Origin of the sequence: Nonomuraea turkmeniaca (genome assembly GCF_005889735.1) — a bacterium.
Taxonomy (GTDB): domain Bacteria; phylum Actinomycetota; class Actinomycetes; order Streptosporangiales; family Streptosporangiaceae; genus Nonomuraea; species Nonomuraea turkmeniaca.
On the sequence record NZ_VCKY01000271.1, the window covers coordinates 1 to 13,322 of the forward strand.

The window sequence follows — 13,322 nt, forward strand, 5'->3', positions numbered from 1 at the left end:
GTGGGGCGGGATGGACATGGGGGATATTTCCGGAGCGCGCTGACGGGTGATCTGGCGTCGCGGTAGCATCGCGGGGCCCGGCGGCGCAGCGTCGGCGGGCCGCTCCGCGTGGGAGGATCCATGCTCCGCCGTGCCGTCGCCCCGCTCCTGCTGGCGTCCCTGATGGCGGCGGGCTGCACCGGCGAGCCGGCGGGGAGCCTGGAGCTGAAGGTGGGGGGCGCGTTCGGCGCCCGGCCCACGATCGCCTTCCCCGACGGCAGGCCGGCCGCTGGGCTGCAGGTGGACGAGCTGGCCACCGGCAAGGGCGCACGGCTCAAACCGGACGACGTGGCGATCGTCCAGTACACCGCGCACGTGTGGGACGGCGGCCAGAACCGCCTCGTCGACTCCAGCTTCAACCGTGGCGCCCCGGCGGCGTTCCCCGTGGGGGAGTTGCTGCCCGGCCTGGACCGGGCGTTGCAGGGCCGCACGGTCGGCAGCCGGGTGATCGCGGCCATCCCGCCCGAGCAGGGCTTCGGCCCCAACCCGCCGCGCGGCGTCGAGCCGGCCGACGAGTTGTTCTACGTCGTCGACATCCTCGGCGCCCATCCCAAGGGCACCTCGATCGAGGGCCGCGGCGGCTCGCTGGCGGGCGTGCGCGTCACTGGCGGCACCCGTCCGAAACTGGCGGTGCCCACCACCGCGCCGCCCGCCCGGTTCGCGGCCAAGGTGCTCGACCGCGGCAGCGGGCGCAGGACGCAGGCGGGGCAGCTCGTGGTCGTCCAGTACGCGGGCGCCATCTGGAGCCGCCGCCGGATCTTCGACGCGACGTGGACGACGGGGCAGCCCAAGGCGTTCAGGATCGGCGACGGCACCGTGATCAAGGCCTGGGACAAGGCCCTTGCGGGCGTCCCGGCCGGCAGCCGCGTCCTGATGATCGTGCCGCCCTCCTACGGGTACGGCGCCCCGGGACACCCCGCGTACGGGATCAAGGGCTCTGACACCCTCGTCTTCGTCGTGGACGTTCTGGCCGCGTACTGACGGCGAAATAGACTCCGCATGTGAGCGACCGTAGGGAGCGAACCAATAGGCACAGCAGCGTGCTCACTGGGCCGACGGAGGAGGCGCAGGGAGCGACCGTAGGGAGCGAACCAGTAGACACAGCAGCGTGTTCACTGGGCCGACGGAGGAGGTCCAGTGAGCGACCGTAGGGAGCGAACCAATAGGCACAGCAGCGTGTTCACTGGGCCGACGGAGGAGGCCCAGTGAGGATCCATGACCTAGAGGCGCTGGCCCTGCTGCACGACCCCGTACGCCGCAGCCTCTACGACGCCGTCACCGCCGGCGCCGGTGACGTGGGCAGGGGAGAGGCGGCCGAGGCGGCGGGCGTGTCCAGGACGCTGGCCGGGCACCACCTGGACAAGCTCGTCGAGGCGGGCCTGCTGGAGAGCGGGTTCCGGCAGCAGGAGAAGAAGGGGCCGGGCAGCGGCCGTCCCGCCAAGGTCTACCGCAGGGCCAGGGCCGAGCGGTCGGTGAGCCTGCCGCCGCGCGACTACGCCGCCCTCGCCTCGGTCCTGGCCGGCGTGGTGGACGTGCTCGGCGCGGAGGAGCAGGCCGAGGAGGCGGCGCGCCGCGCGGGCGAGCGGATGGCCGGGCGGCACTCCGGGCAGCCCGTCGAGCGGGTGCTGGGGGAGCGTGGCTACGAGCCGTACGAGGAGGGCGGCCTGCTGCGGCTGCGCAACTGCCCGTTCCACGCCCTGTCCGAGGAGCAGCCGCTGCTGGTGTGCTCCATGAACCTGGCCCTGTGCCAGGGCCTGCTCCAGGGGCTCGGCGACGACCCGGCGCGGGCGACGCTGGATCCGCGGCCGGGGGAGTGTTGTGTCGTCCTTTCTAAAACAAATGGAGATTGACATAGAAGGCGAGGAGTGATGTGCTGAACGTCATGCATCTTGCCCAGCTGAACATCGCCCACCTGCGCGCGCCCATCGACTCCACCGAGCTCGCCGAGTTCGTCGCCCTGCTCGAGCCCATCAACGCCATCGCCGACGAGGCTCCCGGGTTCGTGTGGCGGCTGAAGGAGAGCGAGACCGACCCCACCGCCACCGTCGTGCACGACTACGGCGACCACCTGCTGGTCAACTTCTCGGTGTGGGAGTCCCTCGACACGTTGTGGAACTACGCCTACCGCAGCGCCCATCTGGGCGTGCTGCGCCGCCGCAGGGAGTGGTTCCAGCGCACGATGGAGCCCTACATGGTGATGTGGTGGGTCCCCGAGGGGTACATCCCGTCGCTGGCCGAGGCGATGGCGCGGCTGGAATACCTCAAGGCGCACGGCCCGAGCTCCGAGGCATTCACGTTCAAGGACTCCTACGGCAGCAGCGAGGCCGTCAGCCTGCCGGCCGCCGCCGAGGCCAGGAAGTAGGCCAGGTCCTCCTCCAGGCCCCGGCCCATCGTCGACAGCTTGACCGGCGAGCCGCGCAGCGCCTCGTGCAGGCCGTCCACCGGCACCGCCACCAGGCGGTGCCGTACGGCCAGCAGCTCGGCCTGGTCCCTGACCCGCTCGCCGAATTCGCCGGACAGGTCAGGAACCGGCACGTCCGCCGGGATCAGCGCCACCCGGCCGTAGGCGGTCAGCGAGTGGTGGGAGACGCCGTAGTGGCGCTCGCGCCGGTCGCCCTCGCTGACCCGCAGCGCCGCCACCGGCCGCCCCCGCAGCACCCCGGCCGCGTTCACCGCCTCGCCCGCCGACACCCCCGAGAACCCCCACTTGGTGCCCGTGCCCAGGTTGCCGGGGCCCTGGGTGACGATCGCGACGTCGGCCTCCAGCACGTGCCTGGCCGCCAGCAGGCCCGTGTGCACGGTGACCGCCTCCACGTCGCCGCCGAACGCCTGCCCGACCGTGACCACGCCGGCCAGCCAGCCTTCCTCGCGCAGGCGCGCCGCCGCCATCGAGAACCACACCGGCAGCGCGCCGCCGTCCTGCATCACGTACGCCACCCGGGTGCCGGGCGCGGCCGCGTACAGGCCGCACAGGATCGGCGCCAGCGCCGAGTGCAGGTCGGCCACCACCACCGGCATCCCGTCCAGCGAGTCCGCCTCGCGCAACCGGTCATGATGCGGGGATTCCTGCTCGTCCGCGCCCAGCACTGTGGCCTGCAGCGGCGTGTACCGAGCCTTCACCAGGTGCCCCGGCCCGTCAGGATCTTGCGGCAAACGGTTCGGGACGGCCACCACCATGGCGTAACCTCCCGTACCGAGACCCATTGCGAGCGCGGTCGTGTTGAGCAGCACCTCGTCGCCGGGTTCCGGGCGGCCCACCAACCTCGGGTACGCCAGCGCCCGGCACTCCCCCTCGGGGACGGCGACGTCCAGCTCCACCGCTCCCGGCCACTCGCGTCGGATCCGTACGACCTCGCCCTTGCGCCATCTGATCACGGGGGCAGGGTAGCGTCATGAAGGAGGAGTGAGGCAGATGTCGCGCCGGAAGACGGAACGGTTGCTCAATCTGGTGATCTGCCTGCTCGCCACCCGGCGCCCACTGTCGGCCGAGCAGATCCGCCAGGCCGTGCCCGGCTACGACCGGGACGGGGACGAGGCGTTCCAGCGCATGTTCGAGCGGGACAAGAACGAGCTGCGCGAGATCGGCATCCCCATCGACGTGGTGCGTGACCCGTGGGAGGACGAGCCCGGCTACCGGATCGAGCGGCAGTCGTACGAGCTGCCCGAGATCACCCTGGAGCCCGACGAGGCCGCGGTGCTCGGGCTGGCGGCGCAGGTGTGGCAGCGGGCCAGCCTGGCCGAGGCGGCCTCCGGGGCGCTGCTGAAGCTGCGCGCCGGCGGCCTGGCCACCGACCAGCCGGTCGGCGGGTCGATGGGCGGGGGCGCGCTGGAGTTGCGGGTGGACACCCGCGATCCGGCCTTTCCCGCGCTGTGGGACGCCGTACGCGACCAGCGGGTGGTGCGCTTCGACTACCGCGGCGCCGGCAGCGAGAGCGTGCGCAGCCGCACCGTGGAGCCGTGGGGCGTGGTCAGCCGCCGCGGCAAGTGGTACCTGGCGGGGTTCGACCGCGACCGGCAGGCGCCGCGCGCCTTCCGGCTCAGCCGCATCACCGGGCAGGTGGCCGCGCTCGGCAAGGCCGGCGCCGTGCAGGTGCCCGAAGGCATCGATCTGCGGGCCATGGTCGGCTTCCCCGACGAGCCCATGGAGGAGCGGGTCGCCGTCGTACGCGTGCGCCAGGGGACGTGCGAAGGGCTGCGGCAGCTGGCCAGGGCCGTGCATCCGGGCACCGACGGGTGGGACGAGGCCGAGCTGGCCTTCTCCGACCCCGAACGGCTCGCGGGATGGATGGCCAGCCTCGGCGCCGACGTCGAGGTCGTCGAGCCGCCGGACGCCCGCGAGGCCGTCATCCGCAGACTGAAGGGGGCGATGGCGTGAGCGAGCGCAGCGAGCGAACCATTGGACGCAGCAGCGAACCGCTCGCGCGACCGACGAAGGAGGGCGCGTGAGCGAGCGAAGCATGAGACGCGGCAGCGAGCGTGGAGAGCGAACCGATGGACGCGTCGGCGGTCCGCGCAGGCGACCGGCGGAGGAGGGCGCATGAGCGGGTCGGCTGATCGGCTGCCGAGGTTGCTGGCGCTGGTGCCGTACCTGATGTCCCACCCCGGGGCGCAGGTCGGCGAGGTGGCCGGGGTGTTCGGGCTGAGCGAGAAGCAGCTCATCGACGACCTGCAGCTCGTGTGGATGTGCGGGCTGCCCGGACACACCCCCGGCGACCTCATCGACGTGTCCTGGGACGGCGGCGAGATCATCATCGACAACGCCGACACCATCGCCAGGCCGCTGCGGCTCGGCATCGACGAGGCCAGCGCCCTGCTGGTCGCGCTGCGCATGCTGGCCGCCACCCCCGAGCTGGCCGAGGTCCAGGCCGCCAGCGACGCGCTGCCCCGCGTGATGGCCAAGCTGGAGCGGGCCGCCGGCGAGGGCGCCGCCACCGTCAGCAGCCAGGTCGCCGTCGACGTCGACGCCGCCCCCGACGCGCTGCCGCGCGTGCGCGAAGGGCTCAAGCGGGGGCGCCGGCTGTCGCTGCGCTACTACGTGCCCGGGCGTGACGAGGTGACGCCGCGCGAGGTCGACCCCACCCGGGTCGTGGTCGTCGACGGGCGCGCCTACCTGGAGGGCTGGTGTTACCGGGCCGAGGCGATGCGGCTGTTCAGGCTCGACCGGATGCTCGGCGTGGACGTGCTCGACGTGCCCGCCGACCCGCCGGAGGAGGCCGAGCCCATCGACGTCGCCCAGGGGGTCTTCCGGCCCTCGCCGACCGACGAGCTGGTCGAGCTCGAGGTCAGCGCTGCCGGGCGGTGGGTGGCCGAGTACTACCCGTGCGAGCAGGTCACCGAGATGGGCGAAGGGCGGTTGCGGGTGGCGCTGCGGGCCCGCGACGACGACTGGATACTCAAGCTGGCGCTGCGGCTGGGCGACACCGGCAGGGTGGTCTCGCCGCCTCGGATGGCCGAGACCGTGCGCCACGAGGCCGAGCGCGCCCTGGCCCTGTACGCTCACCGGTCATGACGTGGATCTTCTTGGCCGCCGGGCTCGGCGTGGCCGGGCTGGCCGTGCTGGGGGCCGCCGGAGCCCGGGTCGTCGCCGCGGCGCGAGGGCTGAACAGGGAAATCGCCGAAGTTCACCAGCGAATCCGGACGAAAGAGACCTTCAGGGGATGAGGCAGCGCCTCCGGCAGCGTACGATTCTGGGGAAGGACAGCACTCTGCTCACCATGAAGGACGTCACATGAACTTGGGAGCTCCGGAGATCATCCTGATCCTGGTGGCGTTGGTCCTCCTCTTTGGGGCCAAGAAGCTACCGGACCTCGCCCGTGGCGTCGGACGGTCCCTGCGCATCTTCAAGGCGGAGACCAGCAAGATGACCGAGGACGACGACGAGAAGCCGACGGTCGTGCAGGCCACGGCCGAGCCTCAGCCGGCGCCCGCGCCCCCGCAGCCGATCCAGGCCGCACCGGCGGTGCCCGCCGAGGAGCAGGCCCGCCGGCTCGAGGAGGAGGCCGCGCGGCTGCGTGCCAGCGCTCAGGCCGACAAGCGTCCCTGACCCCACCTGTCCCCTCGTCCTCAGGACTGCATAGATGGCGCTGCTGAAACGATCGGGCCCGAAGCCAAAGCCGGAGTCGGATCCCGAAGGCCGGATGCCGCTCATGGAGCACCTGCGTGAGCTGCGTAACCGGCTGCTCATCGCGTTCGCCGCCGTGGCGGTGGGCCTGATCATCGGCTGGATCGTCTCAGGGCCGGTGTGGGAGCTGCTCAAGGAGCCCTACTGCTCGACGCCTCAGTCGCGCCAGCTCAACGGGGAGTGCAGTCTCACCTACAACGGCATCTTCTCGTCGTTCTTCATCACGCTGAAGGTCTCGTTGATGGTCGCCCTGGTGGCGGCCTCGCCCGTCTGGCTCTACCAGATCTGGGCGTTCGTCACACCGGCGCTCTACCGCACCGAGAAGCGTTACACGCTGATGTTCCTCGGGCTGGCCATCCCGCTGTTCGCGCTGGGCGCGGCGCTGTCCTACATCATCATGGACACCGCCCTGGGGTTCCTGCTGGGCTTCTCGCTCGACGGCACGGTCGCCACGATCTCGATCGACGACTACCTCGACTACGTCCTGATCATGCTGCTGATCTTCGGGGTGTCGTTCGAGCTGCCGCTGGTGCTGGTGTTCCTCAACATCATCGGGGTGCTGCCGCACGCGACGGTCGCCAAGCACCGGCGGCTGGTCATCTTCCTGATGTTCGTGTTCGGCGCCATCGTCACGCCCGGCGGCGATCCGATCACCATGATGGCCCTCGCCGCACCCATGATCGTGCTCTTCTCGGCCGCCGAGTTGTTCATGTACCTGCGGGAGAAGCGGCAGCCGCAGAGCGAATTCGCGCACCTGTCCGACGACGAGGCCTCGCCGCTGCCGGAGGACACGCCGCTCGACGACGACGACCCCGGCGATCCCGAGGACAAACGCCCCGAAGAGGATTCCGGTTCCGTTCGATAGGCGATAGGTTCCGGGCGTGTCCCCGCAACTCGCCCTGCTCGTCAACCCGGCCGCCCGCGGCGGCCGGACGCTGCGCCACCTCGAACCCGTGGCCCGCCGGCTGCGCGCCGGCGGGGCCGAGCTGTCGGTGATCGTCGGCGACAACGCCGCCGACGCGCTCGAACGCGCCTGCACGGCCGTCGCCGAACGCCCCGACGCGCTCGTCGCCTTCGGCGGCGACGGCCTCGTCCACCTGGCCGTGCAGGCCGTCGCCGGCACCGACGTGCCGCTCGGCATCATCCCCGCGGGCACCGGCAACGACATCGCCTCCGCGCTCGGCCTGCCCTGCAAGGACCCCGTCGCGGCGGCCCGTACCGTGCTGCGCATGAAGTCGCGGCTGGTCGACGCGGCCCGCATCCGTGCGGGCACCGTCGAGGAGCTGTTCGCCGGGGTGGTGTGCTGCGGGTTCGACTCGCGGGTCAACGAGCGGGCCAACCGGCGCACCTGGCCGCCCGGGATGGCCCGGTATCTGGTCGCGACGCTGGAGGAGCTGCGGTCCTTCCGGCCCATCCCCTTCCGGGTCGTCTTCGACGAGGATGAGCCGGTCGAGCGGGAGGCCATGCTGGTGGCCGTCGCCAACACCCGATCGTACGGGGCCGGGATGCAGGTGTGCCCGGACGCCCAGCCTGACGACGGGCTGCTGGACGTGGTGATGGTGGGCGCCATCTCCAAGGGGGAGTTCCTGCGGGTGTTCCCGAGCGTGTACCGGGGGACGCACGTGGGGCACCGGGCGGTGTCGGTGCGGCGGGTGCGCAAGGTGCGGCTGGAAGCGCTGGACGTGGTGGCCTACGCGGACGGGGAGCGGGTGGGGCCGGTGCCGGTGGAGTGCGAGGTGCGGCCAGGGGCGCTGCGGGTCATCGTTTGAGATCTACATTGTAAAGGCGCTGGGGTGGCATGCGCCCCCTCCGAGGGATCCCGGCTCGCCTCGTCCCCGAGGGATCCCAGCTCGCCTCGTCCCCGAGGGCCGCAGGTCGCCTCCTCTCCCAGGACCTCAGCCGAGCACGGGGGCAGTCCGGAGCAGTGGTGCGGGGATGCGGCCCTGAGGCGGGCGCGGAGCCCTGGGAGCGGTCGCAGGGCCGGCGTGACGGAGGCTGGCGGTCTGCGGTGGCGGAAGTGCGGGAAATAGGCGGGACGGACCGGAATGGCGATTTCGGTAGGCTGACGGGTATGACAACGCCAGCGGAACGCTACGCGGCCTTCCGTCAGAAGCACGGGGACGAAGGGTCCGCTCTCAGATCGTTCCGAGGTCTCTACGACTTCGCGCTGGACGACTTCCAGCTGGACGCCTGCCGAGCCCTCGAGGCCGGCGACGGCGTCCTGGTGGCGGCGCCCACCGGATCCGGCAAGACGGTGGTCGGCGAGTTCGCCGTCCACCTGGCCTTGGAGCAAGGCCGCAAGTGCTTCTACACCACCCCCATCAAGGCGTTGTCCAACCAGAAGTACAACGACCTGGTCAAGCGGTACGGCACCGCAAAGGTCGGCTTGCTGACCGGCGACAACAGCGTCAACGGCGACGCCCCGATCGTGGTCATGACCACCGAGGTGCTGCGCAACATGTTGTACGCCGGGTCGGCCACGCTGGCCGGGCTCGGGTTCGTCGTCATGGACGAGGTCCACTATCTGGCCGACCGGTTCCGCGGCGCGGTGTGGGAAGAGGTCATCATCCACCTGCCGGAGTCGGTCCGGCTGGGGGCGCTGTCGGCGACGGTGAGCAACGCCGAGGAGTTCGGCGAGTGGCTGGGTGAGGTGCGCGGCGACACCACGGTCATCGTCGACGAGCACCGGCCGGTGCCGCTGTGGCAGCACATGATGGTCGGCAACCGCCTCTACGACATGTTCATGAACGACGACGAGACGCCCCGCATCAACCCCACCCTGATGCGGGTGACCAGGGACGCCGAACGGCTCACCGCGGGCCGGGGCCGGCGCGGTTACGGCCGTCCGCAGCGTTCCCGGCCGCCGGACCGGGTGCAGGTGATCGAGAAGCTGGACGCCGAGGGGCTGCTGCCGGCGATCACGTTCATCTTCTCCCGCGCCGGGTGCGACGCGGCCGTGCAGCAGTGCCTGCACGCCGGGATCCGGCTCACCACCGAACGCGAGCGGCACGAGATCAGGCAGCTCGTCGACGAGCGCACCGCGCACCTGCCCGACGAGGACCTGGCGGTGCTCGGCTACCTGGAGTGGCGCGACTGCCTGGAGCGGGGACTGGCCGCGCACCACGCGGGCATGCTGCCGGCGTTCAAGGAGGTCGTGGAGGAGCTGTTCACGCGCGGCCTGGTCAAGGCCGTGTTCGCCACGGAGACGCTCGCGCTCGGCATCAACATGCCGGCCCGCAGCGTGGTGATCGAGAAGCTGGACAAGTGGAACGGCGAAACCCACGCCGACCTGACGCCCGGCGAATACACCCAGCTCACCGGGCGGGCCGGGCGGCGTGGCATCGACGTCGAGGGGCATGCCGTGGTGCTGTGGCAGCCGGGCATGGACCCGCTGTCGGTGGCGGGCCTGGCCGGCACCCGCACGTACCCGCTGCGGTCCAGCTTCCAGCCGTCCTACAACATGGCGGTCAACCTGGTGGGCCAGTTCGGCAGGGAGCGGGCGCGCACGCTGCTGGAGGAGTCCTTCGCCCAGTTCCAGGCCGACCGGGCGGTCGTGGGCCTGGCCAAGCAGCTGCGCAAGCACGAGGAGGCCCTGGAGGGCTACCAGGAGGCCATGACGTGCCACCTGGGCGACTTCCCCGAGTACGCGGCGATGCGCCGCCGCCTGTCCGACCGGGAGGCCGAGCTGGCCAGGCAGCGGGGCGCCGCCCGGCGTGCCGCGGCGGTGCGGTCGCTGGAGGCGCTGCAGCCCGGCGACATCATCCGCGTGCCGGGCGGGCGGCGGGCCGGCCTGGCGATCGTGCTCGACCCGGGACGCAACCCGCGCGGCAACGGCCCCAGCCCGCTCGTGCTGACGATCGGCAAGCAGATCAAGAAGCTCGACCCGGCCGACTTCCCCGTGCCGGTCGAGCCCCTGGAGAAGCTGCGCATCCCGAAGAACTTCAACGGCCGCTCGCCCAAGGAGCGCGCCAATCTCGTCTCCACGTTGCTGGCCAAGCTCGGCGACCGCGACCTCGGCAAGCCGGCCAGGGCCCGCGACCACACGGTGGAGGACGAGGAGGTCAACGAGCTGCGCCGGCGCATCCGCCAGCACCCTTGCCACGGCTGCGACGAGCGTGAGGACCACGCCCGATGGGCCGAGCGCTACTACAAGCTGCAGCGCGAGACCGAGGGGCTGCGCCGCCGCGTCGAAGGCCGCTCGCACGTCATCTCCCGTACGTTCGACCGCATCTGCTCGGTGCTGGAGCAGCTCGGCTACCTCGACGGGGAGGCGGTCACCGACGAGGGCCGCCGTCTGGGCCGCATCTACACCGAGCTGGACCTGCTGACCGCGGAGAGCCTGCGCAAGGGGCTGTGGGAGGAGCTGGAGCCGGCCGAGCTGGCGGCGTGCGTGTCGGCGCTGGTGTTCGAGTCGCGGGCCGCCGACGACGCCCGCCGGCCCAAGATCCCCGCTGGGCGGGCCCAGGACGCGCTGACGGCGATGATCCGGCTGTGGGGGGAGTTGGAGGGCATCGAGTCCGACCACGGGCTGTCCACCATCAGGGAGCCCGACCTGGGGTTCGCCTGGGCGGCGTTCCGGTGGACGAAGGGGCACAGCCTGGACGCGGTGCTCATGGACGGCGTCAACGGCAACGAGCTGGCCGCGGGCGACTTCGTACGGTGGATCAAGCAGCTGATGGACCTGCTCGGTCAGCTGAGCAGCGCTGCCCCGCCCGGCAGCAAGATCAAGCAGACCTCAGTCAAGGCCGTGGACGCCATGCGCCGCGGGGTGGTGGCCTACTCCTCGCTCACCTGAGCGCGCCCGTCATCCCGCGCCGTCAATTCCGCGCCGTCATTCCGCGCCCGTCAGTCGTCGTGGCGGAGTCCGAGGGCCATCACCACGAGGCCCAGAAGGCCCACCACGGCGGCGACGGCGGTCAGCGTGCCGCCGTCGAACCACAGGTGCAGCAGGCCGAAGCTCTTGTCGAAGAAGTGGTCGGCGATGAGCGCGCCGAAGCCCTGAATCATGAGGATGATGCCGAGGAACGTCATGCGCCGATCGTGGCAGCCCGCACGGATCATTCCATCCAACCAAAGTATCGTCCGCCCGCTCCTTGGAACTAGTTCCGAGAAGCATCTTTGACTCTCCTTTTGCCGACTTTACCGTCCGGTGCATTTGCAGCTAATTTAACTGACGCGCGGAATCGCCTTTCCAGGCTGGATTGTCGGGTCAAGTCTCTTTTAAGTCAGTGCATATCCAGTGATTTAGCTGAATTCCGGTGCTATTGTCCGATTTGTGAATGTGTCGGCCATCCAACGGGGGAGGAATCATGGCTAACACGCAGTTCACGCAAGTCGGGTTCCACGCAGGATGGGGCTGCCGAAGACGGCGCTGGCGGCGACGCCGGTGTTGTGGCAGGCACCGTAGGTGGTGGGGGTGGTAAACACACCCTGTGAGAGCCGGCGGCTGAGCCGCCGGCTCTCCTTCGTCGCCTCCGGCCGCGAACTCGCCCCGGCGATCTCCCTTCGCCGCACCTTCCGCGAGTTCTGGCCGGACACGCGCGGGTTGCGCCGGCTGTTCGCGGCCGGCGTGCTGCTCGCCATCGTGGCCGCGCTGTGCGAGGTCGCTGCGATCCGCCTGTTCGGCCACATCACCGACGAGGTGCTCGCCACCGGGGATCTGGGGGCTTTCTGGGTTCCCGCGGTCAGCTGGCTCGGGCTCGCCGCGATCGCGGGGGTCGCGGCCTTCGCCGGCACGTACGTCACCGCGCTCGGCGCCGAACGATTCCTGCTGGGCTTGCGCGACCGGGTGTTCGCCCACATCCAGACGCTCGCGCCGGACTTCTCTGAGAAGCGGCGCCTCGGCGACCTCATGGCCCGGCTCACCGACGACGTCGAGGCCATCGAGGAGCTCGTCGGCTCCGGACTGGTCAGAGCGCTCACCGCGGCCGCCAGCGCGGTGTTCTTCGCCGCGGCCGCGTTCTTCATCCGGTGGGACCTCGCGCTCGTCACGTTCGCGCTCATCCCGGCGTTCCTGCTGGTGTCGAAGGCGTTCGCGGCCAGGTTCCGAACGGCCGCGGCACGCGAGCGGCACAGCAACGGCGCCATGAACAGCGTTCTGGAAGAAGGGCTGGCCAACCAGCCGCTCGTGCAGGCGTACAACCGGCAGCCGGCCGAGTCACGCCGCCTGCACACCGAGGGACGCACGTGGTTGCGCGCCAACATGGCGCAGGCCTGGCTGTCCGGCCTGTACGGTCCCACCGTCCAGGTCATCGAGACCGTCTGCCTGATCGTCATCCTCGGGGTCGGCGCATGGGAGATCGCCGCGGGCCGGCTCACCATCGGTGGCCTGCTCGCCTTCGCCGCGTACCTGGCCCTGCTCTACCCGGCCGTGCAGAGCCTCGGCGAGCTCGCCCTGACGGTGTCGGAGGCGGCCGCGGGATCCGACCGGATCATCGAGATCCTGCGGACCAGGCCCGCCGTCACCGACGCCCCCGGCGCGGTGCCGGCAGAACACGGAAGCGGGCGCGTCGAGTTCGACCGGGTCGGCTTCACCTACCCGGGGCGGGGGCGGCCGGTGCTGCGGGAGGTGTCCTTCACCGCCGGGCCCGGCGAACTGCTCGTGCTCACCGGGCCCAGCGGGGCGGGCAAGTCCACGCTGGCCAAGCTGCTGCTGCGCTTCTACGACCCGGACGCGGGGCGTGTCCTGCTCGACGGCGCCGACGTCCGCGGCCTGACCCGCGCGTCGCTGCGTACCAACGTCACCGTGCTGCACCAGGAGACACTGCTGTTCTCCGGGTCGGTACGGGACAACATCGCATACGGGCGGCCGGACGCCTCGCACGACGAGGTGATCAGAGCCGCCGAGGCGGCCGGGGTGCACGACTTCGTCAAGCAGCTGCCCCAGGGATACGACACGCCGGTCGGCCAGCGGGGCAGGCTCCTGTCCGGCGGGCAGCGGCAGCGGATCGCGATCGCCAGGGCCATCCTGCGTGACGCGCCCGTTCTGGTGCTCGACGAGCCCATGAACGGGCTGGACGAGGCGACGGCCGCCCAGGTCATGAAGCCGCTGCGGCGGCTCATGGCCGGTCGGACGACGATCCTCATCACCCACGACCTGCGGCATGTGCCCGAGGGGGCGCGGATCGTCGAACTGCAGCCCGTGCCCCGCGCGGAGCGCCTC

13 protein-coding genes are annotated in these 13,322 nt (G+C 71.2%); 11 read left to right on the top strand and 2 right to left on the bottom strand.

The window, feature by feature from the left end:
* Nucleotides 1-120: 120 nt before the first annotated feature.
* From ETD86_RS46320 to ETD86_RS46330, 3 genes are all read left to right on the top strand, one after another.
* Complete coding sequence (locus tag ETD86_RS46320) at nt 121-1,020, top strand: FKBP-type peptidyl-prolyl cis-trans isomerase (RefSeq protein WP_138672998.1); 900 nt, start codon at nt 121-123, stop codon at nt 1,018-1,020.
* 224 nt (nt 1,021-1,244) lie between these two features.
* Complete coding sequence (locus ETD86_RS46325) at nt 1,245-1,889, top strand: helix-turn-helix transcriptional regulator (RefSeq protein ID WP_211370733.1); 645 nt, start codon at nt 1,245-1,247, stop codon at nt 1,887-1,889.
* Nucleotides 1,890-1,921: 32 nt separating this feature from the next.
* Nucleotides 1,922-2,401 carry a DUF3291 domain-containing protein gene (locus ETD86_RS46330; protein WP_170223644.1) on the top strand — a complete coding sequence of 160 codons (480 nt, stop codon included), beginning with the start codon at nt 1,922-1,924 and terminating at the stop codon, nt 2,399-2,401.
* On the opposite strand, the gene ETD86_RS46335 is transcribed toward ETD86_RS46330, so the two are convergent.
* Nucleotides 2,347-3,414: a DUF3866 family protein gene (locus ETD86_RS46335; protein WP_138673000.1), complete on the bottom strand. Its 1,068-nt coding sequence runs from the start codon at nt 3,412-3,414 to the stop codon at nt 2,347-2,349. The two genes, ETD86_RS46330 and ETD86_RS46335, sit on opposite strands and share 55 nt — an antisense overlap.
* Nucleotides 3,415-3,451: 37 nt before the next feature.
* Here ETD86_RS46335 and ETD86_RS46340 point away from each other — a divergent pair, with 37 nt between their 5' ends.
* From ETD86_RS46340 to ETD86_RS46365, 7 genes are all read left to right on the top strand, one after another.
* Entirely contained in the window at nt 3,452-4,414 is a 963-nt protein-coding gene (locus ETD86_RS46340) for a helix-turn-helix transcriptional regulator (protein WP_138673001.1), read from the top strand.
* 162 nt (nt 4,415-4,576) lie between these two features.
* Nucleotides 4,577-5,548 carry a helix-turn-helix transcriptional regulator gene (locus ETD86_RS46345; protein WP_138673002.1) on the top strand — a complete coding sequence of 324 codons (972 nt, stop codon included), beginning with the start codon at nt 4,577-4,579 and terminating at the stop codon, nt 5,546-5,548.
* Nucleotides 5,545-5,700, top strand: a complete 156-nt coding sequence (locus tag ETD86_RS56130; protein ID WP_170223645.1) for a hypothetical protein — start codon at nt 5,545-5,547, stop codon at nt 5,698-5,700. Before ETD86_RS46345 ends, ETD86_RS56130 begins: the two co-directional genes overlap by 4 nt.
* Before the next feature lie 67 nt (nt 5,701-5,767).
* Nucleotides 5,768-6,082, top strand: a complete 315-nt coding sequence (gene tatA / locus ETD86_RS46350) for a Sec-independent protein translocase subunit TatA (protein ID WP_138673003.1) — start codon at nt 5,768-5,770, stop codon at nt 6,080-6,082.
* 34 nt (nt 6,083-6,116) lie between these two features.
* Complete coding sequence (gene tatC / locus ETD86_RS46355) at nt 6,117-7,025, top strand: twin-arginine translocase subunit TatC (protein ID WP_138673004.1); 909 nt, start codon at nt 6,117-6,119, stop codon at nt 7,023-7,025.
* Nucleotides 7,026-7,041: 16 nt separating this feature from the next.
* Nucleotides 7,042-7,929 carry a YegS/Rv2252/BmrU family lipid kinase gene (locus tag ETD86_RS46360; protein ID WP_138673005.1) on the top strand — a complete coding sequence of 296 codons (888 nt, stop codon included), beginning with the start codon at nt 7,042-7,044 and terminating at the stop codon, nt 7,927-7,929.
* Between the two features lie 302 nt (nt 7,930-8,231).
* Nucleotides 8,232-10,955, top strand: coding sequence for a DEAD/DEAH box helicase (locus ETD86_RS46365; protein WP_138673006.1), 2,724 nt, complete (start codon nt 8,232-8,234; stop codon nt 10,953-10,955).
* Nucleotides 10,956-11,005: 50 nt separating this feature from the next.
* On the opposite strand, the gene ETD86_RS46370 is transcribed toward ETD86_RS46365, so the two are convergent.
* Nucleotides 11,006-11,191: a hypothetical protein gene (locus tag ETD86_RS46370; protein WP_138673007.1), complete on the bottom strand. Its 186-nt coding sequence runs from the start codon at nt 11,189-11,191 to the stop codon at nt 11,006-11,008.
* A gap of 385 nt (nt 11,192-11,576) precedes the next feature.
* Between ETD86_RS46370 and ETD86_RS46375 the strand changes: the two genes are divergently transcribed.
* Nucleotides 11,577-13,322: ABC transporter ATP-binding protein (locus ETD86_RS46375; RefSeq protein WP_246149316.1), on the top strand; the 1,746-nt coding region annotated here is incomplete at its 3' end.

What these genes read in the sequence shown, in the direction of transcription:
- ETD86_RS56130 (WP_170223645.1), top strand. Translation starts at nt 5,545, where the DNA reads ATGACGTGGATCTTCTTGGCCGCCGGGCTCGGCGTGGCCGGGCTGGCC.
- ETD86_RS46370 (WP_138673007.1), bottom strand. Translation starts at nt 11,191, where the DNA reads ATGACGTTCCTCGGCATCATCCTCATGATTCAGGGCTTCGGCGCGCTC.
- ETD86_RS46365 (WP_138673006.1), top strand. Translation starts at nt 8,232, where the DNA reads ATGACAACGCCAGCGGAACGCTACGCGGCCTTCCGTCAGAAGCACGGG.
- ETD86_RS46320 (WP_138672998.1), top strand. Translation starts at nt 121, where the DNA reads ATGCTCCGCCGTGCCGTCGCCCCGCTCCTGCTGGCGTCCCTGATGGCG.
- ETD86_RS46345 (WP_138673002.1), top strand. Translation starts at nt 4,577, where the DNA reads ATGAGCGGGTCGGCTGATCGGCTGCCGAGGTTGCTGGCGCTGGTGCCG.
- ETD86_RS46340 (WP_138673001.1), top strand. Translation starts at nt 3,452, where the DNA reads ATGTCGCGCCGGAAGACGGAACGGTTGCTCAATCTGGTGATCTGCCTG.
- ETD86_RS46330 (WP_170223644.1), top strand. Translation starts at nt 1,922, where the DNA reads ATGCATCTTGCCCAGCTGAACATCGCCCACCTGCGCGCGCCCATCGAC.
- tatC (WP_138673004.1), top strand. Translation starts at nt 6,117, where the DNA reads ATGGCGCTGCTGAAACGATCGGGCCCGAAGCCAAAGCCGGAGTCGGAT.
- tatA (WP_138673003.1), top strand. Translation starts at nt 5,768, where the DNA reads ATGAACTTGGGAGCTCCGGAGATCATCCTGATCCTGGTGGCGTTGGTC.